Origin of the sequence: Psychrobacter sp. 219-2-C (assembly GCF_049560815.1) — a bacterium.
Lineage (GTDB): Bacteria > Pseudomonadota > Gammaproteobacteria > Pseudomonadales > Moraxellaceae > Psychrobacter > Psychrobacter faecalis.
The window spans coordinates 1,094,077-1,119,546 of record NZ_CP186933.1; the positions used below are offsets into that span (position 1 = coordinate 1,094,077).

Annotated in this window: 15 protein-coding genes; 9 read left to right on the plus strand and 6 right to left on the minus strand. The window is 43.4% G+C overall.

What is annotated here, in order from left to right; translation table 11 throughout:
* Positions 1 to 314: 314 nt before the first annotated feature.
* The 5 genes from ACPEGP_RS04365 to ACPEGP_RS04385 all read left to right on the plus strand — a co-directional run bounded on the left by ACPEGP_RS04365 (position 315) and on the right by ACPEGP_RS04385 (position 11,200).
* The gene (locus ACPEGP_RS04365) at positions 315 to 1,952 is read left to right on the plus strand and encodes a hypothetical protein (RefSeq protein ID WP_423814054.1); all 1,638 of its coding nucleotides are present in this window, start codon (positions 315 to 317) and stop codon (positions 1,950 to 1,952) included.
* A 269-nt stretch (positions 1,953 to 2,221) separates the two neighbouring features.
* Positions 2,222 to 2,686 (plus strand): hypothetical protein, encoded by a 465-nt coding sequence (locus tag ACPEGP_RS04370; RefSeq protein WP_289048005.1) that lies wholly within the window; start codon positions 2,222 to 2,224, stop codon positions 2,684 to 2,686.
* Between the two features lie 66 nt (positions 2,687 to 2,752).
* Positions 2,753 to 4,798, plus strand: coding sequence for a hypothetical protein (locus tag ACPEGP_RS04375; RefSeq protein WP_423814055.1), 2,046 nt, complete (start codon positions 2,753 to 2,755; stop codon positions 4,796 to 4,798).
* A 150-nt stretch (positions 4,799 to 4,948) separates the two neighbouring features.
* Positions 4,949 to 10,270 (plus strand): SdrD B-like domain-containing protein, encoded by a 5,322-nt coding sequence (locus tag ACPEGP_RS04380; protein ID WP_423814056.1) that lies wholly within the window; start codon positions 4,949 to 4,951, stop codon positions 10,268 to 10,270.
* A gap of 147 nt (positions 10,271 to 10,417) precedes the next feature.
* On the plus strand, positions 10,418 to 11,200 hold the full coding sequence (locus ACPEGP_RS04385) for a hypothetical protein (protein WP_423814057.1): 783 nt from the start codon (positions 10,418 to 10,420) through the stop codon (positions 11,198 to 11,200).
* A gap of 124 nt (positions 11,201 to 11,324) precedes the next feature.
* Here the strand turns inward: ACPEGP_RS04385 and ACPEGP_RS04390 are convergent, their stop codons facing one another.
* The 4 genes from ACPEGP_RS04390 to glpK form a co-directional block, all read right to left on the minus strand.
* Entirely contained in the window at positions 11,325 to 12,017 is a 693-nt protein-coding gene (locus ACPEGP_RS04390) for a TetR/AcrR family transcriptional regulator (RefSeq protein WP_200663669.1), read from the minus strand.
* Between the two features lie 213 nt (positions 12,018 to 12,230).
* Positions 12,231 to 13,259 carry an endonuclease/exonuclease/phosphatase family protein gene (locus ACPEGP_RS04395; RefSeq protein ID WP_423814058.1) on the minus strand — a complete coding sequence of 343 codons (1,029 nt, stop codon included), beginning with the start codon at positions 13,257 to 13,259 and terminating at the stop codon, positions 12,231 to 12,233.
* A gap of 404 nt (positions 13,260 to 13,663) precedes the next feature.
* The gene (locus tag ACPEGP_RS04400; protein WP_198329031.1) at positions 13,664 to 14,134 is read right to left on the minus strand and encodes a hypothetical protein; all 471 of its coding nucleotides are present in this window, start codon (positions 14,132 to 14,134) and stop codon (positions 13,664 to 13,666) included.
* 538 nt (positions 14,135 to 14,672) lie between these two features.
* Complete coding sequence (glpK, locus tag ACPEGP_RS04405) at positions 14,673 to 16,265, minus strand: glycerol kinase GlpK (protein ID WP_068404840.1); 1,593 nt, start codon at positions 16,263 to 16,265, stop codon at positions 14,673 to 14,675.
* A 324-nt stretch (positions 16,266 to 16,589) separates the two neighbouring features.
* On the opposite strand from glpK, the gene ACPEGP_RS04410 reads away from it, so the two are divergent.
* From ACPEGP_RS04410 to ACPEGP_RS04425, 4 genes are all read left to right on the plus strand, one after another.
* Positions 16,590 to 18,341, plus strand: a complete 1,752-nt coding sequence (locus tag ACPEGP_RS04410; protein ID WP_191692355.1) for a TolC family protein — start codon at positions 16,590 to 16,592, stop codon at positions 18,339 to 18,341.
* A gap of 106 nt (positions 18,342 to 18,447) precedes the next feature.
* Positions 18,448 to 19,725, plus strand: coding sequence for an HlyD family secretion protein (locus ACPEGP_RS04415; protein ID WP_423814059.1), 1,278 nt, complete (start codon positions 18,448 to 18,450; stop codon positions 19,723 to 19,725).
* Between the two features lie 3 nt (positions 19,726 to 19,728).
* Positions 19,729 to 21,078, plus strand: a complete 1,350-nt coding sequence (locus tag ACPEGP_RS04420; protein WP_423814060.1) for an ABC transporter permease — start codon at positions 19,729 to 19,731, stop codon at positions 21,076 to 21,078.
* 71 nt (positions 21,079 to 21,149) lie between these two features.
* Entirely contained in the window at positions 21,150 to 22,310 is a 1,161-nt protein-coding gene (locus tag ACPEGP_RS04425) for an ABC transporter permease (RefSeq protein ID WP_423814244.1), read from the plus strand.
* Positions 22,311 to 22,421: 111 nt separating this feature from the next.
* Here the strand turns inward: ACPEGP_RS04425 and sthA are convergent, their stop codons facing one another.
* Together sthA and ppsR are read right to left on the minus strand one after the other, a co-directional pair.
* Positions 22,422 to 24,065: a Si-specific NAD(P)(+) transhydrogenase gene (sthA, locus tag ACPEGP_RS04430; RefSeq protein WP_423814061.1), complete on the minus strand. Its 1,644-nt coding sequence runs from the start codon at positions 24,063 to 24,065 to the stop codon at positions 22,422 to 22,424.
* A 196-nt stretch (positions 24,066 to 24,261) separates the two neighbouring features.
* Positions 24,262 to 25,158: a posphoenolpyruvate synthetase regulatory kinase/phosphorylase PpsR gene (gene ppsR, locus ACPEGP_RS04435; protein ID WP_068404832.1), complete on the minus strand. Its 897-nt coding sequence runs from the start codon at positions 25,156 to 25,158 to the stop codon at positions 24,262 to 24,264.
* Positions 25,159 to 25,470: the final 312 nt, after the last annotated feature.

Here is a 25,470-nt window from a genome sequence, read left to right on the forward strand (position 1 = left end):
TACTTATTGTGGATTTGTTTATAGCTATGAAGAAATGCCGATATCACAAGTATTTTTGAAATAAATAGTGATTATTCTTTTTGTGATATTTTAGAATATTGTTTAGGCGTTTTATTTTACGGAACTATTACTTAAATTTAGCATTTTGATGTGTTTGGTCATACTAAAACTGCCATTCGTCTGTTTTTTAGGATTTTTGTAAGATTCTTGCTTAATATATTAAGTTACGTAATACAAACAACTTTTCGATTATGTTTATCTTGCTTGCTTACATCAGTGATTGTTAGTAAATATCAGTATATAGGGATAGCAATATGTATCAGATTCAGCGCTTCTCAAATTCAATAGCTTCACAATTATTTAGTGGATATGTATATCGAATTTTAATGTTTGCGTCTACGATTATATTGCTTGCTATTAGCAATTCATCCCTTGCCGCCCAAATTTGCCCAAGCGGGCATAAGATGTATTATCTAGGTGATAAAACCCCTACCCATACCCCAAACGAGAAACTACCACTAAGCTGGTCGGGTGGAACAGGAAACGCTAGTACTACTTATACTTTCAGCGATGGCACTATATTTACGCTGTCTTTTTCTGACACCTCAAATTTGCAAACGGGCTATCCAAGCTATAGTAGCTACCCTAGTGTGACAAACAGCGCTATTAATATGTTTCACAATAGTCAAAAAGCAGCTATTAACCATAGGCTGTTAGGGAGTATCAATAAGTCGGTATCTAAGTATGGCTTCATTGTTCAAGACTTAGACACTAATGAAGCTAGTAAGTATATCGAATCACTATCGCTGGTCACCGCCAATGGAGTATTTTCCAACTTACGCAGTGGCTATTTAACACAGTCTGGTAGTACTGTATCGGGAACTAAATGGAACAACTGTAGCACCACTAATTCATGTGATTTCAATGTGGATTGGAGTAATAGTCAAACTGCGAACACCCCTTTTGTAGTCACTCATGGCAATTCTTATGATTTGGCCACAACAACATCATTAGGTGGTCATCTCATGGGCTATTCAGACTTTTATTTCTGTATCGCGCCAACTACTTATACCTTCACAGGTTTTGTATTCAACGACAATGGTGGAGTTCTTAAAAGTAATATCGAGCCTAAAACTAAATTCGATGTCTCAAGTAAATTTACAAGTAATTCAAGCTACTTTAACGGTATTTTTGATCGTTCAAACGAAGTTGGTATTGGAACTACTTCTGGTTTAAGCGTAAGCTTGACTGACTGCAAAGGTAATAATATATCTACTATTACTTCTAATACAAACCCGCAAACGAATTTAAATAGTCCTCTAGGCCAGTTCAAATTCACTGTTCCATCAAACGCTATAGCTAATTTACCAGTTAAAGAAGTTTGTTTAGTGCAAACAGAGCCCGATCCATGGACGTTTAGTGTCGATACTACGCCAAATATTCGTAAGATAGATCTAACAAAAAATCCTAATAGATTTGACTATAAAACTGACGATTTACTTAACCTAGACTTTGGTGAGGTTGAAACGGATTATGCCTCTCTCGTACTGGTGAAGTCGCAGTACGTCAATAACTGTGATATCAACGCAAACTATGACGGTACTAATGGTACTTCTTCTCAAACCCCTATCTTTAGTTCCGATTCAATCACAAATATAGAGCCTGGTAAATGTATCGCTTATAGAATTGAAGCCTATAACCGAGGTCATGTTGATTTAGAAGACATTAGAATTAGTGATGAATTGCAGACTAAAGCACAGGGTGGCTTAGTGAATTCTGTTTTCGCTTTTCCAGCTCCTAAGGGAGATCCTACCTCTCTCTATACTCGTACAACTCTACCAACAGGTACAATTACCTCTGAGCTGTTTAAATTAGATAAGCCTACTGGAGCAGCTCCTACTAAAGCCACGCTATATTTCAACACTAAGTACGGAACAACCGTAGATCCCTAATATTTATTACCTCTTGCATTTTCTCTAATATTCAAAACTTAATTATTTCCAACAAAAGCCCTATCTTTACAGATAGGGCTTTTACCGTTCAGCTATCTCAAACGACCTTTTGTCGCTTTTATAGTGACAGTATGTAAGTAATTTGTAAAAATCCATTCTAAGAGCACAGTCGATATTTTTCAACTTATCGACAGCCTAACAACTATCCAGTTTGCTGGCGGCACAAGCCAAATCATCTCCGATAGTGACGATTTAATAAAGGATTTTATATGAAAGGTTCTAATTTTTTACGCCATACCTTATTCGCTATCTCAGCATCAGTACTTTTATTAGGTACAGCCAATGCCGATGACGCCTTAAAGATGGATTTAACTGCTAACAAGGTCATCAAGAACGCTGAGGGTAAAACCACTTATTTACCAGTTCGTAATGCGCCAGCTGGTACGGTCATTCAGTATAAAGCCACCTATAGCAACACAATCAATAAAGACATTCAAGACTTGGCAGTTGTGCTGCCTATTCCTGCGAACATGACCTTCACTGGTGAAGCTATCCCTTCAACCGCGCAAGCCAGTATCGATGGCAAAAACTACGCCGATATGCCACTCATGCGTAAAGTCGACGGCAAAATGGTCAAGATCCCTTTTTCTGAATATCGTACCCTGCGCTGGAATATCAAGTTATTGCCCGCACAGAAATCAGCAGCGGTTGCTCTAAATACCACTGTTAATTAAGCCTCCTGAACCCTTCATTCTTTTCAACCTTACACATGGTTTTTATCATCACTTTTGGAGCAATACATGAAATCAAACACTTTTAACTATAGCTTGCTTGCCGTCGGTGTCGCGACATTGATGGGTTTATGTACTGGCGCTAATGCTGCCGTTAGTGGCGAATCAAAGAAATCTCCTACTATTGTTAACGTAGCTGAAGCTACCTATTCTGTTAACAACGTTGAACAGCCTAAAGTCAAATCTAATGCTGTTACTGTTAATATCTCAGAGCAGATTTCATTCTCACTTTTGGCGCAAAATGCTGGTAATGCTGATGATGTAAATCCTGGTGACAACGTAACTCCTGAAGGGGTGGTAGCGTTTGTACATAGATTAGAAAATACTGGTAACCGTACTGATCAATACACGGTTAATCTAAGCAATATAACTAACGGATCTGGTGATCAGGCTGATTATAACCTTGGTGCGTCTACAGTTTCATACCAGCTATATAATAGTGATGGTACCAAAGCTACTGGGCAATATACATCTGGCGATAACATGCTTGTAGCAACTTTAAATGACTTTAAATTTCCATTAGAAGCAGGCCAGTATGTTAACTTTACTATTAATGCTAAGACTGAAGGTAACAAAGGGGGTGACACTCAAAACCTAATCTTAACTGCTACCAGTACAGCACTATCAACGAATACACCAGCAGGCATTAGTAAGACATTAACCAATACAGATACCTCAAGTACAGTTTTGCCTGTTTTTAGTATCGTAAAGTCGATAACTGATACGCTTAACCTTAATGACTTAAATGATACAGCTACCTATAGTATTAAAGTCACTAACGATGGGCGTGCAAATTATGCCGCTGCTGCAACTGGCATCATCGTGCGTGACACCTTACCTGCTGGTCTAGTGTTAGTAGCAGGTTCTGTAAAATCAACGGATGCCACTAGTGGTGCTTCTGTTGTAGAAACCACGACAGGTAACAGTCAAGGCTTTGTATACTCAGGTATTAATCTAGCTGTTGGGGCTAGTGTAACTATCACCTTTAATGTCAAACAAGACCCTAATAAAGCGCCTGTTAATGGTGTGATCAATCACGCGCGCGTTGAAAATACTTTAGATAGTGGTGTCACTATTATTGATAGTACTAATAATGCTGACCCTCAAGAAAACACTGGTACTTATTACCCTGCTGATGCTGATACAGAGTACACCAATACTGCTGAGCCCGGCACTAAAGGTGGTGACTCAGCTACAGCACTGGAAGTCAATCAGCGTGGCTTAACGATATCTAATGGCGTCAACGATAATGGCACTTCTAAAGAGATTGCTGTAGACGGCACGGTTACATTTACTAACACCATCACAAATACAGGTGATGCAGCTGAGGGCGGCGACAAACGTCCTATTACCATTAAAATTACTGATCCTAATGGTAGCACACCACTTGGCATCGTAACTGGCACAGCTGATACTAATCGTCCAAGCTATAAGCTAGCTGACGGCACAACAGGATATTTAGAACCTACTGGCACTGCTGGCGAATATCGTCTTCCAAATTCAGTGACTATTGCATCAAAGGGCACTGTTGATATTATTTATACAGTCAAGTCTGATGGCTCAGGTACGCTAGATAATACTGAAAATAATACCGTCACTATCACACCTGCTGGCAATGATCCTTCCGCTCCAGTTAACGCTACTAATACCACAACCATCAAAGGCTTAGCGCTAGTTAAGATGCAAGCACTTGATGCTAAATGTGATGGTACTGCTGACGGTACATTTGTGAAGACCAGTATCGATGCTGAGCCAAACCAATGCGTTATCTATAAGATTGATGCTACCAACACATCTACTACCGCATTAGGCTTTGATATCACAGGTTTGACTATTTCTGATGCTAAGTCTCAGTTTAATGCTGCAGCAGACTATGCACCAGGATCTGCTACTACATCTGGAGTTGCAGTAACCAACATCACTACAAAAGCAAACGATGATGGTACTAATATCAATACAACAATCACTACTTTATCACCTCAAAGTACTGCAATCCTTCAATTTAGAGTCAAGATCAAAAACGATCCTAAACAGCCAGCACAATCTCAGCCTTAATATAAAACATTGAACTATTTATTATTTTAATATCTATAAGCAGCAAAAGCTGCTTATAGATAACCCATCTAGCTTGAACTAACCCATTTTAATTAGCCAAGCTAGAGCATTATTACCCCACCTCTTGATGTTTTATTGGATAAGCGACACATGACTCTATCTGTAATGACACCGTCTAATCGTACCGCATTGTGCACAGCAAAGATCTCTGCGCTGTCATTGGCGATGTTGCTTATGCAATCGAATCTGGCATTTGCAGCGACTGATTCACATTCAGCAGCAAACCCGAATCTACAAATTATCAATAACATTGCAAACGCCACCTATAACGTCAATAGCCAGTCTGACGTGACGATATCTAGTACTTCAAACCAAGTTCAAGTCAAAGCCTCTGCTCTACCTGAATACGGCATCAGCTTAAGCCAGCAGCCGTTACTTACTGTCATGCCGAAAGCATTGGTAAACTGGGTTAACGTCCTAAATAATACCAGCTATAGTAATCAAACGGTTGAGTTGACACTTAATATCGCGCCAACCCTCTCTAACATTAAAGTTTATCAAGATCTAAATAAGAACGGCATTATTGATGCCGCTGACAGCGAGATTATCTTTGATCATTTACGTGCCCAAATTAAACTTGGACACAGCGAAAGCATTCAGCTTATCGTTCAAGCATTGTCCGACCCTAATGGTAAGAGTGGCGATACTGCTGATATCAAAATCGGTGCCGTGGTATTAGAAGATCCGTCAGTAGCGATTGTTAATGCCACTGATAAACTGATTATCGTTGAGCCTGAGATTAACTTTACCACTGCTAAGTTTGATGACAATAAAACCACTTCGCAATTGGACGATAATGTCTATATCGAAGCCAGCTACGCGCAATGTAATGTTCAGTTAGATAAACCTGATCAAGTATGGGTAACCATCACTTCTTTATTGACTGGTGATAAGTACTCATTAAAAGGAATTGAAACCGGTAATAGTACTGGCAAATATCAGCTTTCAGCACCGACGCAAAATAATGCCAATGCTATCAATGATAAAATCATTCAGACTTTAAAAAATGATACTTTGACCGCCAGCCTCGATGCTTGTATCGCGCCTTCTGTCGACACTGGTACTGAGCAGCTGCCAAGCGACGCTGATTTGACCGTTCGTATCGATAATTTGGCCACCCAAATTACTATCATTGATGATAGTGCTAGTTTAGTAGTGACCAAAGAAAGTGACGTGAAAAATGCTGAATTTGGCGACTATGTCAATTACAGCATCAATGTTACCAATAATGGTGAGTCGACCGCCTACGACGTGCAATTAAAAGACGCCCTCCCACGTGGTTTTGCCTACGTAGATAGCAGCGTACGTATTGATAAAGCCCAAACGACTGAGTTTAAAAGCGACGGCAAATACCAAGTTTTAAGTTTAGGTAATATGAATGCTGGCGAAACGAAAGATATTACTTATCGCGTCCTTATTGGCTCATCGGCCTTAGGCGGTGACGGTATCAACCGTGCGACCGCCGTTGCTACTACCGAGCAAGGTCAGAACCTCATATCACGAGAAGCGCAGTGGAAGATTGAGGTTGAGCGCGGTGTCATGAATACCGACGGCATCATCATTGGGAAGGTTTACCACGATATCAACCGCGACGGTATCCAACAAAAAGAAGATGGCGAGCTTGGCGTTGCAGGCGTACGCATCTATATGGAAAATGGCAATTTTGTCGTCACCGATCCTGAAGGTAAATATAATTTTTACGGTGTTAGCGCAAAAACTCACGTCCTAAAAGTCGATCGCACCACCATCCCTAACGCCGCCGAAATGGTGACTCAAAGTAATCGCAATGCTGGCGATGCAAGCAGCCGTTTCGTCGATTTGAAATATGGCGAGCTGCATCGTGCTGACTTTGCTATCGTTGGTGGTATGGGCGATAGCACTGAGCGCCTAAATGCAGAGCTGATTGCGCGCAGCAAATCTGTCAGCGCTAAAAACGATAGCCTAGAACAAGCAGTAAAAGCCGAGTTGGTGTTAGAGCCTGACTATAACCGCGACAATAAAGACAATGTCGATGCCAGCGGCTGTAAATCTAACGACGTCTTAGATGCCGGTATTCAGTGCGACTCAGCCATCGTCAATAAGATGGTTAAGCCAACTGCCAATCGTGTCGATATGGCAGTGACGACTATTGCGCCGCCGGTAGAAAAAGAGCTTGAAGAATACTTAAAAGACGTCGCTACCAATGATGTTGCGTTTATCAATCTAAGCGAAGGTCAGCAGCTAACTACTTATAAACAAATGGTGCAAGTACAAGCACCGCTAGGTTCTAACTTTACCCTATATGCCAATGGCAAAGCGGTATCAGCCGAGCAAATCGGTAAAACCGCTGAGCAAGAAAAGCAAAAGGTAACGGCATTTGATTACTATGCCGTCGATTTACAACGCGGCAATAATACCTTACACGGTGTCGCGACTGACATTAATGACAAAGTCATCTCTGAGCAGACCATTAAAGTATTGACGCCCGATAGCCTGCAAGCCATTGATTATCGCACGCAAAAACAACTGGTCGCTGCAGACGGTGTTAGCGAATATCAAGTCGTCATTAGCCTAAAAGACCGTGACGGTCGCCCTTATATCGCCTCAACGCCGATTACAATTGACACCAATATCGGTCGCATCAATCTTAGCGATAGCAGTAAAGATCAAGCTGGTACGCAAGTCACCGTCTCTGGTGGCGAGCTACTAATACCCATCACCGCCCCAATCGTACCGGGTAAAGGTGAGCTAGTCATTAACACCGGCAGCAGCAAGCAAGTAATTCCGCTACAGTTTACCGCTCAACTGCGCCCTCTTATCGCTGTCGGTATCGTCGAAGGTACTATTTCTCTTAAAAACTTCGATGGCAGCAATATTACCGATGCCCAAGGTGCCTTTGAGCAAGAACTGCGTGAAATTTCTGGCAATGACGACTATTCAGCAACGGGTCGTGCGGCGATGTTCCTAAAAGGTAAGGTACGCGGCGATTATCTACTGACACTAGCTTATGACAGCGATAAAAAAGGCGAACGCCTGTTCCGTGATATCGAGCCAGGTGAATACTATCCTGTCTATGGCGATTCTTCTGCTAAAGGTTTCGATGCGCAATCGACCAGCAAACTTTATGTGCGCGTCGATAAAGGTCGCTCATTTGCCATGTATGGCGACTTAAAAACCCAAATCGATAATGATGAAGGTATCAAACTTGGTCAATACAACCGTACCTTAACGGGTTTAAAAGCGCAGTTTGAAGATAGTAACACTCGCATCGCCGCGTTTGCCGCTGAGACCAGTACTTCACAGCGCGTCAACGAAACTCGTGGTCTTGGAATTTCAGGTCCCTACCCACTTGCCAATGATTTCGACGCGGTATTAGAAAATTCAGAAACCATTGAAGTCATCACCCGTGACGCCAATAACCCGGGGCGTATCGTGCGCCGTGAGACCTTGACGCGTTTTGCTGATTATGAAATCGACCCTATTAGCCGCAGCTTATATCTAAAGTCACCGATTGCCAGCCAAGATATCGATGGCAACCCTATCTATTTGCGCGTGACGGTCGAAGTCGACGAAGGCGGCGAGAAATATTGGGTTGGCGGTATCGCCGCCAAGCAGCAAGTGACGGATAAAATCGCCATCGGTGGCAGCTATATCAATAGTGACGACCCGCTGAATAAAGAAGAACTTGCCAGCGTCAATACGGTCGTCAAATTTAACGATAAGCTAAAGCTGGTCGCAGAATATGCCAAAAATAAAGCAGAAAATCCAAACTCGCAGCCAAGCGATCAGATTAATGCCAAAGAGTTAGAAAACAAAAATGTCGAAGGCGATGCTTTACGCATCGAGCTTGACTATGATAATAAGAAAAACACCCGTGCAAAAGCCTATCATAACGACACCGATATCGGCTTTGTTACTGGTGCTTCGCCGCAAACCGCTGGTCGCACTGAATCTGGTATCGAAGTCACCCATACGTTAAACGACAAAAAAACCGCCCTTAAATTGGAAGGTGTGCGTACAGAAGACCATACCACCGAAGCCAGTCGCCAAGGTGTCCAAGCCAGTATTGAGCAGCGTTTGAGTCAAAACATCGTTGGCGAGATTGGCGTACGTTACTATAAGCAAGAGGCCACTGCCGCCTCACGCAATACCCAAGCGGCAACCGATGTCTTAGATACTACTAACGATACCATCTTTAATGACGACATTATTAATCAATCAGCGCTTAATGGTGTAAGTAGTGCTGAAAAAGACATCGAGGGCACCACTGCCCGCGCCCGTCTTACCGCGCGTTTGCCAAAGCTCAATAACTCATTGGTCTTTGCTGAGTATGAGCAAGATATCGAGCATAGCTCGCGCAATGCCACTTCTATCGGCGGCGAAACGGCGCTTAGCAACCTAGGTCGTTTATACGCCCGTCATGATTTAATCAATAGCTTGTCAGGCAGCTACGGTCTAGACGATTCTGAAGAGCGCCAACGTACCGTTATCGGCTTTGATGCCACTTATATGAAAGATGGCAAAGTCTATAGCGAATACCGTATGCGTGATGCCATCAGCGCCCGCGAAGCTGAAGCCGCTATTGGCCTAAAGAATAAATGGTATGTTCAAAAAGGTTTAACGCTTAACACTTTGTTCGAGCGTGTCGAATCGTTAGAAGGTGAAAAAGACAGTACCGCGACTGCAGCCGGTGTTGGCGTTGAATACCTTGCTAATGAAAACTATAAAGCCTCAGGGCGCTTAGAAAAACGTTGGGGCGACACTAGTGATACGCTACTCGCTAGCGCAGGCGCCGCTTATCGCTATAGCGATGAAGTTACTTTACTCGCCAAGGATATCTATTCACAAGTGGATTATGATGATGGTCATCGTACCATCAATCGTTTTCAGCTAGGCGCCGCTTACCGTGATTACGATAGCAATAAGCTCGATATGCTTGCTAAGCTTGAATACCGCTTAGATGATAACGCAACAGGCAACGATCCATATCAAAAAGATACTGTTGTCTGGTCATGGAGTGGTAACTATCATCCAACGCGCCCATTAACGCTATCAGGGCATTATGCCGGTAAATATACGGAATATGACGCTCAAGGAATTGCTAGCGATAATACTGCACACGCTGTGTATGCACGCGGATTGTATGATATCAGCGAGCGCTGGGATATCGGTTTGCAAGCAGGTACGTATTGGAATAAGCAAGCGGACGATTTATCTTACTTGGTTGGCGCCGAAGTTGGCTATAGCCCGATGACCAACCTTTGGTTGTCGCTTGGCTACAACTTTATGGGCTTTGAAGATGAAGATATTGCCTATGACGATACGACGATAGAAGGTGCTTACTTTAGATTACGCTTCAAGTTTGACGAAGACTTATTCAAACGCGAAGATTCACGTAAAAATAAGCCGCTCAGCGCCCGTTCTACGTTATAATTCCTCCTAGTTGTCATTTATTTTCATTGTCGTAAGCCATGCTTACGGCAATTTTGTATTAACGGGTCGATACTTTTTATCCTATGATAACCAACCCATTTAAATACAAACCTCTAATACTTATTACCTTACTATAAGGTTGTTCTTATGCCTCGCACTAGCATTCAAGCCACTGGCTATAAAAAACCTTTATATACTGTCTTATCAGCTGCGTTACTATTGTCAGCGGTTTCTTGTGTATCAACTACAAGTCTTACGCCAAAAGAGAATACATTAAAGACAGCAGATTACTGTCGCAGCAGCAACGATACTAAAACTCTAGCACCTTCTAAATCACAAAGCGTACAGCAGCGTGCTATGGATTGCATGCTGAACGAATTACAAACTTATCAGCAAAAAAACATGAGTGCGCAGCAACAATACTTTGCTTACAAAGCCCAAGCTTGGCTAAACTATGCCACTCATAAAAACAGTATGAATAGTCGCTCAGACGTTGGTGTGGAAGCTGCCCAAACGGCAGAAAATATCTTGCAAGCATTAAAAAATGATAAAGTTGAAGAGCTTGCACTTATTGAAGACATTCCGTCTACTTCTGCGCTCATGCGACCTGATTTATGGGCAACTTTAAGCGCTCTTAAAGATAGCGGTGGTATCAATAGTGCGCCACGCGAAATCGCCTTTAGCGAAGTGTCATTAATATGGGCAGCTACCGACCAGTGTGAGCGTGGCGCGAAATCATCAAACAGTCACTTTCGGATGGCAGACCGCTGGCTTGAGCAAGCGCGCGAGGCATTTGTAAATACTCATGATTCAAAAGCGAATGTCGCTTTAGAAGCGCTTATCGTGCGCTATTATGAAGAATACGCTCCTTTAGATTCAAGCGATGACGGTTGTAACGGTCAAGCGCTACCGATAATGAATAAAAATTAAATGTCCTCTTAAAACACTAAACGATTAATAAAATCTCATAAAATTGCACAAAAAAAAGCCGACATCATGTCGGCTTTTTTATATTCGTCATTTGGCTCAAAACTCTTGTCTAACTCAATAAAAATTAACGGTTTTTACGCGGTAATTTTTCTGGCAGATAGCAACGCAGATAAGCGATAGACGCCGTATTAGCTTCTTGCAAATACTTCTCAGTAATGCTTTGATGACGGCGATAAGAAACCGTAAAGATGGCATTGATGATGCTGAAGGTAATCAATAATACATCTTGAATATCTTCGAATTTTGGCATCTCATAACGCTCTGATAAGCGCTTATAGACCAATTGCACCACTTGATTGTCCATATGCTCACCATAGCTGTCCCCTTCAAAATCAGGCGTATTGGTGTCATAAATCAATTTGGCTTTGGTTTGATCTTCATCAAATATTTGTACACAGCGCTCAATCAACGCGGTCAAGTACGCTTGCCATCTGTCATAATCAACCGTTTCAACCGTTGTCAGCACTTCTAAAATATCGATGGCATTTAAAAAACGCAGTGCTAAAAATATCGCTTCGATATTAGGGAAGAAATGATAAGCAGAAGCTCTTGGAATACCCGCTTCTTCGCAGACAGCTGCCAAAGTGATGTCGTTAATTGCTTGAGTTTCACTCAATTTTTTCGCGCCCATCAATAGTTTTTGACGGCGTGCGCGGCCTTGTTGACTGGTAAATTTGAATTTATTTGGCACCAGCTTCTTTGCCAGCTCAGAATCTACCAGTACATCTTCAATCTTATCTTCTTTATTTTCAATCATCATAAATCTCTTAAGGTTACGCCCTAACTTTATATAGTCTTCATCAGATAGTACTTGTCCTAAATCGAAGGACTATTTTCTATCAACCGGTAATTTGGGCCAATAGCACCGCTACTATACTAAAATGAATCAGCATGATAAACGCTTGTAAACTATCAAGCAAGGGACATGAATAGGTTAAAAAATAACTCACTAATTACTAAGTAAACAGGGTTAATTGTGAAGTTTAATTTTCGCTCTTATAATACCATGATCGATGACTCTATCGGCATAATCCCACTTTAAATGGTCATTAAAATAGTCAACTCGTTCAACCTGACCAAGCGAAAACTTACTATCAGGTAAAAACTCTTCTGAAACAAACAGCTGATCAATCACTTCAGGCATACCTTGATAAATATGGGTATAAGCAACATCTTTCATCCAGCCATAGCGTGCTTGAATACGAGCGGCGTCAAATAACGCGACATCGCGCATACTTTTATCATAATTGACTTCGCCTGTCTCGCTCATCAGTTGGGTGGTCACGCTACCGGTGACATCGTTCATATCGCCTAATAAAATCAGTGGCTCACGCGTATGATGCAGGCGCTCAATAATCGACATACGGATAGAGGCAGCTTCTGCGGCGCGCATACACAAACTACGCAGCTTGGCACGAACGCGAATATTTGGATCGTCCATATCCTCTAGTAACTGACCATTTTCATCGCGTAGGAAAAAAGCACGTTTGCTTTTTAAATGCGCGGTGACAATCGTAATCGGTTGTCCAAAGGCATTGACTCGTAATACAAGCGGCGGACGATTAAAGCGCTGATAAAGACCGATATCAGGAATATCAATGACCGCTTTTGGTTCTACCTGTTCTAACAAAGTGCTTTCTAACTGCTCAAAACGCGTAATAATTCCGACAGCTGGCGTATGTTGCGCGCCTTTGCCTTGGGTATAAGGACTGGCCTTATCATTACTTGCCAGCGGAATAACCACATGCTCAGGTTTGAATCCTAACCCTACTGCAAGTGCTTCAAGCGCCTGACTGTCCCATACTTCTTGTATGGCTATAATATCAGCATGCGCCTTTGCCAGTAAGTCGGTAATGCCGTGCAGCTTATGCTGGTATTCGTTATCGCTATAAGCCGGCGCGTTTTCATAATAGATTCGATTAGGGTTAGCAAAATTAAGTAAATTGGCCGTTGCTATATAAAATTGCTTAGGGCTATTGTCTTCAGCGTTATTAACCATGAATTACCTATTATTATTATTTTTAATAATTGTCTTTTTTTACGAGTAACTGTTTTTGGTGATTGTCTTTGTTTAATAATGACTATTTTCTAGAATCACCTTTTACTACCCTATATTCATATATAACAATATACATTAAAAAAGCCTCCAAAGACATCTTTGGAAGCTTTAAAATAACATAAAACTGACTATATTTATGAGTTAGCAGAGCCAGTTCTACAATCAAACTAACTCTAGTAATGAAGGAGTAAGTTTTCTTATCCTTTGCTTACTTATATTAAATACCTCATTAGTTAAACTTAACTTATATGTTTAGCAAAAAGCAGTTCAACAAAACGTAACTTATCCTTCATTTTTTAAGGCTAACCTGACTTATAGCCAGTATCTATGAACTCATCGCTTTATTACGATACACGGTTCCATGCGTCACGTGAGGCACGGCGTGCTTCATTCCACTCTAGGCGCGACTCACCTTTCACTTCATGCCATGAGCGCTCTAAGTCTGATTCATGGTCTTCAAAACGAGCATCAGCTGGATAACGGGCACGGTTTGCATAACCTACCGCATACGCTGGGTGTAAATCGCGGTCAAAGTCATGACCTTCACGGTAATAATCAGCATTAGCATGTTCTGCGCGCCAGTAAGCTTCTTCACGAGTAGGATCAATCGCTTCTGCTGCTGCATGACCTGCGCCGCCACCAACGATAGCACCAATAGCACCACCGATTAAGGTTCCTAATGGGCCTGCCATTGTACCAATTGCCGCGCCTGCTGCTGCACCGCCAACACCACCAATACCAGTACCGATTGGATGTGAACCTGGCTCACCTGTAATTGGATCAGCGTTTAAATCTTCTTTGCTCTCTTTTGACATGTGCTTAACGGCAGTACGGTCGATGGCATCGTGGTCGTTGATGATATTGTCATTTTCATGAGCAACGACTCTATTGCCATTAATATCACGGTCAGTGCCTGCTAAGCGGCGATCGTTATCATCGATAATACGCTCTCTGTCGCCTACTTCAACATAATCATCATTCACTACGCGGTTATTAGGGTCGGTAATACGTCCATCGTTATTCATAATATTATCCTTAAATTATTTGTTATATATTAGATTTATTGTTCACTCATTTATAAAGCGTTAAATTTAACAAACTAAGCAATATTAGAATTAACCAATAAAAATAATTGTTAAGAATTAACTTTTATAAATCAGCAGTGTTGCTTGATTCATTTAAAGTATAGGAACTTATGGATAACGACCGATACACAGATTATGTAAACTATGTCCAAATTACGATTGCCTTGCGTTACAGCCTGTATCTTTATCACTATTTTGTAGGGCAGCAGAGTATTTTGAGTAATTTATAAGCGTCTATTCACGAAAACTTTAATTTTCATTTAAATATTTATAAGACTTTTAGCGCTCTATCAATCGCTTGTTGCCACTTATCAAGATGCTGTTCGCGCCTATCCGCAGACATCTCAGGCTCAAAGATGCGGTCAATCTGCCACGAGGCTTGTATCGTAGTCTCATCGTATAGTCCGGTTTTTAATCCCGCTAATAAAGCTGCACCTTTAGCGGTAATTTCTGTGTCTTTAGGGCGTAGCACCGGTACGCCTAATAAGTCGGCTTGAAACTGCATGAGCAAGTCGTTATTCGCCGCACCACCATCTACTCTTAATTCAGTCAAAGGGTGCGGGCTGTCTTTTTGCATCGCAATCAGCACATCGTAAGTTTGATAGGCAATGGCTTCTAGCGCGGCGCGCGCAATATGGGCTTTGGTCGTACCGCGGCTCATACCGGTAATACTGGCATTGATATCTGAGCGCCAATAAGGCGCCGCAAGCCCTGTAAATGCTGGCAGTAATACCACCTCCTCACTACTATCTACCTGCCGCGCTAAATGCTCAACCTCACTGCTTTGTTGAATCATGCCAAGATTGTCACGCAACCACTGCACGATAGCGCCTGCCATAAACACACTACCCTCTAAGGCATAAGTGACTTCTCTTTTGGGCGGCTGTAGCAAGCGTCTGCCAGACTGCACGATTTGATCAAAGGATAGATTGTCTGGGCGGGTTGGCGTTGATTTGCGTTGCCAAGCAATGGTCGTCAGTAACTTATGCTCGCTCAGTTTTGGCTCTTTACCAATATTCATCAGCATAAAACAGCCGGTGCCATAAGTATTTTTTGCCATCCCTGCATTGAGGCAACCTTGCCCAAACAGCGCCGCTTGCTGGTCACCTAATACCGCCTGAATGGGAATTTGTTTAGCAAATAATCCCTTTTTTGTTTTACCAAAATCGCCATCAGACGGTAGTACCTTGGGCAATATGTTCATTGGTATCCCAAAGCAGGTACATAGCTCCTCCGACCATACCAGTTTATGGACATCATATAATAAGGTACGACAAGCATTGGTGACGTCAATGACATGCTCGCCACCGGTCAATTTATAAATAAGCCAGCTGTCTATAGTACCGACCGCGATTTCGCCTTTATTAGCGCGCACCCTTAATTTGGGATCGTTTTCTAACAACCATGCAATTTTACTGGCGCTAAAATATGGATCCAAACGCAAGCCTGTAAGACGTTGAATCTCACTGGCCATATCATCATGGCTGTTATCCGTCTTAGCGCTTGGGCTTTTCGCAGCAAGCGTTTTACAATAGCTGGCAGTACGGCGGTCTTGCCAAATAATGGCCGGCGCTAAAGGTTTGCCCGTTTGCTTATCCCACATCACGATAGACTCACGCTGATTGGTAATTGCAATACTGGTGACATCGGTGGCTAGCAGCCCTGCTTGATTAATCACATCATGAGCACAGCTAATCTGCGTTTGCCAGATCTGCTGCGCGTCTTGCTCAACAAAACTTGCCTGCGGAGTTTTTAAAGTCGTCGGCTGCTGGGCCATTTTAATCGGGCGGGCATGGTCGTCATACAATATTGCGCGGCTCGACGTCGTACCTTGATCTAGCGCTAAAATATATCCTGCCATTACTCGCATCCTATTTTATATAATGTTATTTTTTATCGGCTAATTTTTATCTGGTTTCATCACTGATTTATAAACCAATTCATAAATAATGCTATTATCTGTCTTGAAGCTAGACACTTAACATAAAACTGGTGTCCATTCAACGCAAAATAAGCGAATAGTGAGCATTGACCCGTCACCATTGTGCCACTACAGTGTACGCTTTGTTATGAATAACCAATTTTTGCTTTCTATTAATGGTCTATAATATTGCCCTGTTTGACTACCTGCTAGAAATTTTGCGCTTTAAACACTTTGCATTCTAATTAATGGCTTATGTGACTTATGAAATTTGCTTTATCGACTCTGTCTACTGCGGTGATGACGGTTACGCTCATGGGCTTAGCCGCGTCTCACTCCGCAAACGCCAATGATGATATTAACACGCCCCAAAATGAAGTAGCGCCCGTTGTCGTGACGCAAATTGTTGACGCGGATACGCCAAGCAGCCTGCAAGACAGTAGTGGTATTAAAAACAGTGTTCAAGAAAACGGCACTCAAATAACTCACACTCAAACTGATAAAAACCTTGCGCAAAAAAGCATCATAAAAAATAAAGCCGCGCCGATAGAAACACAGCCAGTTAAAGCTGAGTCAAATGGTCATTTAACCACCCTTATCGATCCTATTACCCATAAAAGCATTGAAAATAGCTATCCTTTAGAAGTATCGAGTCTGCTTAGTCTTGAGCAAGCGCAAAATATTTTATTGCAAGTTTCACCAAAAATCGCCGCCAATCAAGCCGCGATTGCTGCCAGTGAATATGAAACCGATGCCTTAAAAACCATCGACCACCCGTTAGTATTTGCGCGCGCCTCCGCCACTGCTTATAACTTGGACGCCGATGTTGATTTATCGTCAATTAAAAACGGTATTATCAACGATGTGAATAGTAGTATTGATGGTATCGACCCGCCGATAGACATAGAAAATTTGCCAGACTTTGGTGAATTGGTCGGTGACCGTATCCCAGATACTTACGATTTGAAACGTTCGGGTTCAACGACGGGCGCAGGCCTTGGCGTGGTATGGCCTATTTATACCGCTGGACGCACAGCGGCATTGACAGGCGCTTCCACTGCTCGCACCCAAGAAGCCGTTGCTGATAGCATACTAGATACCAACGAGCTGTATAACACCTTAGTTGAGCGTTATTTTAAGGCACAGTTGGCGATTATTGCCGCTTATTTACGTGACGATGCTTATGATACGGTGCAGCAAGTTGACCATATGGCGCAGCGTCTGCTTGAAGAAGGCTTTATCTCCCGTGTCGATCGCTTAGAAGCCCAGTCGGCGCTTGCGGATGCAAAAAGCGAATCGGTCAATGCTAATAATGATGCGCGTCTGGCAATGATGGCGCTGCAGCGTCTATTGCGTACCGATTATCGTATTAAACCCAGCACGCCTTTATTTGTCTCAAGCCGTCCTCTGCCTGATGTGAATTACTTTCAAGACTTAGCACTGAATAATCATCCAGGTTTGCAAAAAGTTGCCGCCAAACGAGCGCAAGCGCAGCAGCTGCATGCGCTATCTGATACGGGTTACAAACCTACGGTCATGCTTTATGGCTATAGCCAAGTTGAAAAAGACCCCAGTTGGGTCGCTGGTATTTCAGCCAGCTGGAAGCTTTGGGGCGGGCTAGATAAAAAGGCGTCTTTAGCTTCCAGTAACGCTAAAATACGCCAAGCAGATTTGTCAGAGATAGAAGTCAGTGACAACCTGTTATTATTGGTCGAAAAAAACTGGCACGATGTCAATAACGCTCAGTCGCGCTATCAAGCCTTACAAAGTAATGTGGATTTGGCAGCAGAGGTATTGCGCTTACGTCAACTTGGGCTACAAGAAGGCCTGAATACGCCCATCGATGTGGTACAAGCTCAGACACAATACCTCAAAGCGCGCACCGAGCAAGCGCAGGCAGCAAATACTTATGTCCAGTCGCTTGCCGCCTTGATGCAAAGCTGCGGTACGCCGCTTGCTTTTAATGCTTACTTGAACGCCGCTGATATTCGTCTACCAACCCTATATGACAAGTAGCTTATTTAGTACACCGTATTCAACAATCATATGAATTGCCAAGATTAAATAACGCCAATACTATTCTGCTTATTATCGACTTTATCGCTTTAGGAATCTCACTGTCATGACTGAATCTAATAACGAATCAGGCGACTCACGCAAACTACCTGCTACAGACCAAGCTACTGAAACAAACCGCAGTCATCATGAGCGAACGCCCGTTGATACTGATGCGATTAATGGTACTAAACCGACTGAATCCGGCTTTGATAATACTGATAGCGTCGATAGCACTAATAGAATCGACAGCACTGATAGTGACCAAGAACAAGCGGTGCCGCCTTATAAACGCGAGCCAGTAAAATCAGATAAATCGGCTGGGATTAAAAAGGCGATTTTGGTACTTCTTGTGCTGCTTATATTAGGGGCAATTGCTTATGGTTTGTATAAAAGCAATCAACACAATGCGCCTGAAGTCATCACCTTACAAGGTCAAATGCAAATGCAGCAAACGTCTATTGCGGCAAAAGTGCCGGGGCGTATTGCACAAATCATGGTCACAGAAGGCGATGCGGTGACAGTCGGTCAGCAGCTTATTGAAATGGACTCACCTGAAATTAACGCTAAAATCAATCAGGCGCGCGCTGGCAAGCAAATGGCGCAAAGCCAGCTTGATAAAGCAGAAAACGGCGCCCGCCCACAAGAAATTGCCCAAGCAAAAGCGGCTTGGCAAGCCAATAAAGCGGCGTCTGATTTGGCAGAAAATACTTATCAGCGCGTCAATCGTCTTTATGAAGAAGGTCTGATGGCACGGCAAAAGCGCGATGAAGCTTATGCGCAATATCTAGCGACTCAAGATAAGACAGAAGCGGCGCGCTTGCAGTATGATTTGGCAAAAGAAGGCGCTCGCAGTGAGGATAAATCTGCCGCAACCGCCCAAGTTGCCCAAGTCGATGCGCAACTAGAAGAAGCATTGGTCGCTAAAGAAGAAGCCAATCTAAAAAGTCCGATTGCCGGTATCGTGGATAATGTCATCGTCAACGCGGGCGAAGTCATTGGGCAAGGTGTGCCTATCCTAACTTTGGTTAATACCGACGATCAATGGGTAGTACTGAACGTCACTGAAACCTACCTAAACCAGTTTGCCATTGGGCAGCGTTTTATGGGTACGATTCCTGCTTTATCCTCGCCTGAAAAGCCTTATACCAAGCAGTTTACCGTTTATGCAACCTCAACCTTATCTGACTTTGCTACTTGGCGTCCGACCAACAACAACGATGGCTTTGATGTGCGCACCTTTGAAGTTAAAGCGCGACCATCTGCTCCTGATAGACGTATCCGCTCGGGGATGAGCGTGGTTGTCAATATCAATCCAGCCCTTGCCAATCAGACCAAAGAGTAAACCATGCGCCTGACTGAGCAAAACGGGCAACGCGGCGGATTAATCGGCGCCTTTATACGTAGTGCTGGATACGAGCGCCGGTTTTTAGCCAAAAATCCGTGGGATTTAAGCATGGTGGTCTGGATACCGCTTGCGACCGTGCTCTTGATTTGGTGGATTTTTTCACAAATACAAATCACCGACTTGCCCATCGGCGTCGTGGATAACGATCGTGGTCCTGTTGCCAATACTGCGGTGCGTTATTTGGAAGCCAACCCAAACCTGACGGTCAGACAGCTTTATCACTCGCCAGCAGCAGTAGAAGCAGCGCTCCTGCAACGTGATATCTATGCGGTGGTTATTATTCCAGAGGATTTCTCGCGCAATATCTCATCGAGTAAACCGGCGCCGATTGTATTGCAAGTAAATGCCCAATACGGTACTCATTCCGGCATCATCCAAACCAGTGTCCAATCGGTGACTGGTACACTATCGGCAGGCGTTGAAATACAGCGTTTAGTCAAAAAAGGCGTGGCCCCATCACAAGCGGCGATTGCTTACTCTCCCATTGGTATTCAACGCATCAGTTTGTTTAACGCAGCAACCGACTATCAACAGTTTTTAGCATCAACCGTTATCCCAGCACTGCTACATATTTTAACCATGGTCATTGGCGCGACGACCATTGGGCGTGAATTGCGCGATAAGAAAATCGGTATTTGGTATGACTTTGTTAATGGTGGTCAGCCTGATTTAACCACTATTAAAGACAATGAGATTCAAGGTAGCCAAAATAAAGACCGTCAGACCACGGCCGTTTCAGTCTTAACTGAAGATAATCAAACACTCATTGAAGATACTACGCCAAGAAAAGCTAGTGTATCAGTTTTGCTTTTTGGTTTATTGGGTAAGTACTTTTGGCCCATGCTGGCTTATAGCTTATGGTCAGTTTTAGCGTTATGGCTCGCCACGCCGCAGCAAGCGGTTGCTATCAGCTCAATCATTGCGACTTATATCGGCCTTGTATTGCTAATGATGTTGTCATTTTGGCTGGGTGCGATATTTACCTTAACCTCATTTTCGTTACGCATGGGTTTATCGTCAACCGGATTTATCTCAGCGCCTTCTTATGCCTTTGCTGGGGTAACATTTCCCTATATCGCCATCAGTAAAAACGCTCAGCATTGGTCGGATGCCCTACCACTGACCCATTACCTTAAGCTGCATATAGCGCAATTACAAATGCAAGCGCCGGTTGCCATCTCATTACCCATCGTCTATGGACTGACGCTTGCAACGATTGTCACTATGCTTTTAGCCGCCTTATTGAGCAAGCGCGCGCTCGCACATCCTGAACGCTGGGGAGCCCGCTAATGGTTATGACACCAAAAGAACCTTTATCTCAAGAAAACCTCATAGCAACAAAAAATCAGCCTTCTAGTGCTATGTTAGAGGCAAAAAGTCATTCGCCAGCGCAAAGCTTTTTCGGCAGTTTTTTGCAAACTATCAAAGACGTCTTTTCTGATAAAGGCGTGCTACTACTGCTCATGATTGCGCCAATTATTTATGGCTTCTTTTATCCTTGGCCCTATTCAACCGAAGTGGTCAACCATGTGCCCGTTGGTATTGTCGATCAAGACAATACTAATCTGTCTCAAACCATCGTTCGTTATGCCAGTGCCAGCCCGCAGCTCGATACCAAGCGTTTTTTAAATGAGCAAGACGCTCAAGAAGCGATATGGTCCGATGACATCGCTGGATATATGATTATTCCAAGCGGACTTGAGCAGCAAGTCCTATCTGGCAAAGCAGCGAGCGTCAGCGTATTAGGCAATGGGGGTTATTTTCTGTTAAATAAAAACGTTCAAATGGGTTTTTTGCAGGCGGTCAGTACGGTTTCAGCGGGCGTTGAGATTAAAAAAAGCGTGGCGCAAGGGGCGTATTCTGCAACCGCAGCGGCAAATACCCAAGCGGTACCGTTAAGAATCATCCCTTTGTACAATCAAACCGAAGGCTATGGCGCTTATGTGGTGCCAGCAGTCGCTATTCTTATCTTGCAGCAAACCCTGTTGATGTCTACAGCGATGTTAATCGGTACTTGGTATGAACAACGTCGTCATGCCACCAGTATTCGCGGCTGGCTTGGCCGTATTGCAGCGCTCAGTATGTTCAGCTTTATCATCGGCTGCTTCTATTATGGCTGGACCTTTGAGCTGCACCATTATCCACGTGGTCAAAACATGCTTGGCAGCTTGTTATTTTTACTGCTGTTTTGCCCAACTGTCGCCATCCTTGGTTGTGTGTTTGGGCTCTGGTTCCGTCAGCGTGAGCGCAGTATGCAAATCTTGATTTTTAGCTCGCTACCGATGTTTTTTGTCAGCGGTTATCCATGGCCTGCCAATCAATTACCAGAATTTTTACAAATCATTCGCTGGGTCATACCGACGACGCCTGGTATCAATACCTCTGTTCAGCTCAATCAAATGGGCGCGAGTGTGGCGCAAGTCGCAACTGGCTTTTATGCATTAGCAGGATTGTGGGCGTTTTACTTTTTATTACTGCTACTTTTCCGCTGGCGTACCAGCCAAAGCAAAACTGCTGTTTAGCATAAAAATATATGGATAGTATTGGTATTTATGCTATAAAAAATACCTCAAAAAAAGCGCCTACTCAATAAGCAGGCGCTTTTTTATCTATCTGACTTTATGATGTTTGGTTTAAAAAACGCGATTTAAACCATTGAGAGCGGCGACGCGATAGGCTTCTGCCATCGTTGGATAGTTAAAAGTTGTGTTCACAAAATACTCAAGGGTATTGTTGCACTTCATGACCGCCTGACCAATGTGAATAATCTCTGAGGCATGATTGCCATAGCAATGAATACCTAAAATCTCAAGCGTCTCACGATGGAACAAAATCTTTAATACGCCCGAACGCTCACCAATGATTTGCGCTCGTGCCAGATGTTTAAAGAACGCCTGCCCTACTTCATAAGGGACTTTTTCATCGGTCAGCTCTTGCTCAGTTTTACCGATACAAGAAATCTCAGGGATGGTATAGATACCTGTTGGCACGCTTGATACTGGCTCGGCATCGCTATCGCCAACCATAAACGCTGCGGCACAGCGTCCTTGATCGTAGGCCGCTGATGCCAATGAGGGCCAGCCAATGACGTCACCAGCAGCATAGATATTTTCGACGCCAGTACAATAGGTATCATCTACTTTTAGCTGACCCCGACTATTGGCTTCCAGCCCAATGGCCTCTAAGTTTAAGCCTTCGGTGTTACCCGAACGCCCATTTGACCAAAGAATGGCATCTGATTTGATGCGCTTACCGCTTTTTAGATGCAAGACCACGTAATCATCATGCGTCTCTAGGCGGTCAATCTCTTCATTGCTACGAATCAAGACGCCAAACTGTCTAAAGTCATGAGCGATGGCATCACTAATTTCGCTGTCTAGATAATTGAGCAATTGATTTTGGTTATTAATTAAGTCAACTTTATAGCCAAGACCAGTAAAGATAGAGGCATACTCACAACCGATAACGCCTGCACCATAAATGATGATTTTTTTGACCACATAATCCATTTGCAAGATTTTATCAGAGTCAAACACACGCGGATGGTCAAAGTCTAAAATCTCAGGACGATAAGGACGGCTTCCAACGGTAATAATGGCTTTATTAAAGGTCACGGTTTCAAAGACGCCGTCGTCCTTTTCGACACTCAAGGTATGCGCATCAACAAAGCTTGCCCAACCATGAATCACATCAATACGGTTGCGCTCATAAAAACGGGTGTGGGTGCTTACTTGATTGCGGATTACGCGGCGCGCATTGGCCAGTACGCGGTTTAGGGGCACTTGCTGATACTCCATCGCCTTGGTAAACATAGGATCACGGCGAAAGTTAATCAAGTTAAAGACCGATTGACGCAAGGCTTTACTTGGAATCGTGCCTACATGGGTCGAGTTACCACCAACTTGTTCACGCGGATCAATCACCGCAACTTTTTTGCCAGCCTTCGTCAGCTTCATCGCCGCCGCTTCACCAGCCGGCCCTGCGCCTAGGACAACGGCGTCATATTCATACTTATGCTTATCGCCTTTGATGCGCTGCGAGTCTTTGGTAAAAGGGGTTTTAATATCGATGCGGATATCATTAAGCGGATTGACCAAGTCAGGGTGATGCATGATATCTTCAGTGACTTGCTCATGGGTTTGCTCAATTTTTGCTTTTTTAGTTTTGCCTTCAGTATGCTCAGGGTTCGGCGCGCGGCCGCTTTCTTTATTAGACACCTCGGTATGAATGTCTTTACCCGTGTCATTGGTCGCGTCGCTTATCGGTTTGCTTCCCATCGTATCCTCTTTTATTAATTTATAAATCTGTGTATTTTTTAGGCTATGAATGTCTACAAGTAACGATCAAGTTAGACCCATAGCGCTAAAGCGTGCCTACCATACGTGCTGATAGGATATTTTGCAATATTGGCGACAGTTACGTTATCGCCATAGCCGTTATTCGTTATTCGTTATACGCTGTTGCTTAATCCCTTTAGCCGATACGGCGTTTAAGTCCCGTCATCTGCAAGATACGTGTGGCAATCTCTTCAACAGACATCTCAGAGACATCAAGACTCGGAATCCCTTGCGAGATATAAATGCCCTGTATGGCGCGCTGTTCTTGCTGACATTGCTGATAGCTAGAATAACGGCTGCCCGCGCGGCGTTCTTGGCGGATTTTTACTAAGCGATCGGTATCGATTAACAAGCCAAATAACTTGTGCTTATGCTCACGTAAGGCTTTTGGCAATTGATTGTCGTTTAAATCTTCTTCGGTTAGCGGATAGTTTGCCGCTCGAATACCAAATTGTAGCGCTAAATACAGTGAGGTTGGGGTTTTGCCAGAGCGCGAAACACCGATAAGAATGATATCTGCGGCGTGATAATGACGAGTACGTGCACCATCATCATTATCTAGCGCAAAATGCACGGCATCGATACGTTCTTTATAAGTTTCAGAATCGACGTTATCATGGGCATGACCCGAATGCGCGTCCGGCTCGACGCCCGTCTCTTCTGCGACTCGGCCGATTAACCCTTCATACATATCCAAATTACAGCTGTGGGCCGAATTAATTTTTTCACGAATTTCAGGGCTAACAATCGTATCGAACACCAAGGGCAGCAAACCGTCGCGCTGATAGGCCATATTGATTTGTTCGACCGCTTCTTCGGCGCGCTCTAAGCTATCAACATAAGGCAACACTCGAGTTTCAAAAGGCACAGAGGCAAATTGACTTAAAATGGCGCGTCCAAGGGTTTCTGCGGTAATCGCCGTCCCATCAGAGATAAAAAACGCCGTTCTGATATTTTGGTCGTTATCTACTTGCAACGCTTGTTTGTTTTGAATGGTCGGCTTGGCGGCTTCGGGCGGATTATTTACAAACATAACGTGAACACCTTGGTTAAGACCTCAATAGGCGCTTTTATTTAGCGCAGAAAATCTGTAGCGGTTAGTTTCTTGTGCCCTATATTATACGCACAATAGCTGTCTAATAGAAATCAATGTTACAGGCGTACACTTAGTAAGCACGATGTAATAAAGATATCTATTAAGAGTATTTATGCATCTATAGTATTGCTATAAAGGAAGGTTTCTTATCAGCAAATTTTTTCTCTAAAAACCAGTTATATTTTACTCTTTGTTATATTCTAACAGCCAAATATTGAGTTTTGGCTGCGCAAATATGTAGCAAACGCC

Excerpts from the sequence above, each read along its gene's own strand:
- ACPEGP_RS04365 (WP_423814054.1), top strand. The coding sequence starts at position 315 with ATGTATCAGATTCAGCGCTTCTCAAATTCAATAGCTTCACAATTATTT.
- ACPEGP_RS04370 (WP_289048005.1), top strand. The coding sequence starts at position 2,222 with ATGAAAGGTTCTAATTTTTTACGCCATACCTTATTCGCTATCTCAGCA.
- ACPEGP_RS04375 (WP_423814055.1), top strand. The coding sequence starts at position 2,753 with ATGAAATCAAACACTTTTAACTATAGCTTGCTTGCCGTCGGTGTCGCG.
- ACPEGP_RS04380 (WP_423814056.1), top strand. The coding sequence starts at position 4,949 with ATGACTCTATCTGTAATGACACCGTCTAATCGTACCGCATTGTGCACA.
- ACPEGP_RS04385 (WP_423814057.1), top strand. The coding sequence starts at position 10,418 with ATGCCTCGCACTAGCATTCAAGCCACTGGCTATAAAAAACCTTTATAT.
- ACPEGP_RS04390 (WP_200663669.1), bottom strand. The coding sequence starts at position 12,017 with ATGATTGAAAATAAAGAAGATAAGATTGAAGATGTACTGGTAGATTCT.
- ACPEGP_RS04395 (WP_423814058.1), bottom strand. The coding sequence starts at position 13,259 with ATGGTTAATAACGCTGAAGACAATAGCCCTAAGCAATTTTATATAGCA.
- ACPEGP_RS04400 (WP_198329031.1), bottom strand. The coding sequence starts at position 14,134 with ATGTCAAAAGAGAGCAAAGAAGATTTAAACGCTGATCCAATTACAGGT.
- glpK (WP_068404840.1), bottom strand. The coding sequence starts at position 16,265 with ATGGCAGGATATATTTTAGCGCTAGATCAAGGTACGACGTCGAGCCGC.
- ACPEGP_RS04410 (WP_191692355.1), top strand. The coding sequence starts at position 16,590 with ATGAAATTTGCTTTATCGACTCTGTCTACTGCGGTGATGACGGTTACG.
- ACPEGP_RS04415 (WP_423814059.1), top strand. The coding sequence starts at position 18,448 with ATGACTGAATCTAATAACGAATCAGGCGACTCACGCAAACTACCTGCT.
- ACPEGP_RS04420 (WP_423814060.1), top strand. The coding sequence starts at position 19,729 with ATGCGCCTGACTGAGCAAAACGGGCAACGCGGCGGATTAATCGGCGCC.
- ACPEGP_RS04425 (WP_423814244.1), top strand. The coding sequence starts at position 21,150 with ATGTTAGAGGCAAAAAGTCATTCGCCAGCGCAAAGCTTTTTCGGCAGT.
- sthA (WP_423814061.1), bottom strand. The coding sequence starts at position 24,065 with ATGGGAAGCAAACCGATAAGCGACGCGACCAATGACACGGGTAAAGAC.
- ppsR (WP_068404832.1), bottom strand. The coding sequence starts at position 25,158 with ATGTTTGTAAATAATCCGCCCGAAGCCGCCAAGCCGACCATTCAAAAC.